The 443-nt window shown below is 66.8% G+C and carries 1 protein-coding gene; it reads right to left on the bottom strand.

Annotation, left to right across the window (positions count from 1 at the left end):
• Window positions 1–219: hypothetical protein (locus AC1DNK_RS30015; protein ID WP_477944882.1), on the bottom strand; the 219-nt coding region annotated here is incomplete at its 3' end.
• Between the last annotated feature and the right edge of the window lie 224 nt (window positions 220–443).

Raw genomic sequence — 443 nt, 5'->3', positions numbered from 1 at the left:
AGCCTGGGCGACGCCGCGGTCCCCGCCCCTGCCGTGCCCGTAGCCGCCGCGCATGCCCTGGCCGTCGGTGGTGCCAGGCGTTGCCTCCGTCGACGTGCTGGAGCTCGGGGTGGGTGTCGGAGTAGTCGTGGCGGAGGCCATCCCGGTGACACCAAGGCCGGCGCCAAGGGCCAAGGCCCCGGCCGAAATGGCGAGGGTCATTCTCTTCGTGCGTGACATGTGTTGTCTCCTGGTTCGTCCGTGTGGCCACGGCGGGTAGCGGTGGTTGTCTCGTTCAAGACGTAGTTCAAGTCTGCGCGGACCGCTCTAGCAGGAGCTGTTCGGAACCTTTCATCTTCCTGTGAAGGTTCCGGCGCGCCCGGGGCGGATACTTTGGGAGATTCTGCCGGATTTATTCGCAGGGTGACCGGCCAGGACAGCCCGGGACTGGGTACGCTCAGGGC

The organism is Rhizobium sp. 01N424 (assembly GCF_056399485.1).
This window is presented reverse-complemented; position numbering and strand designations above follow the sequence as displayed.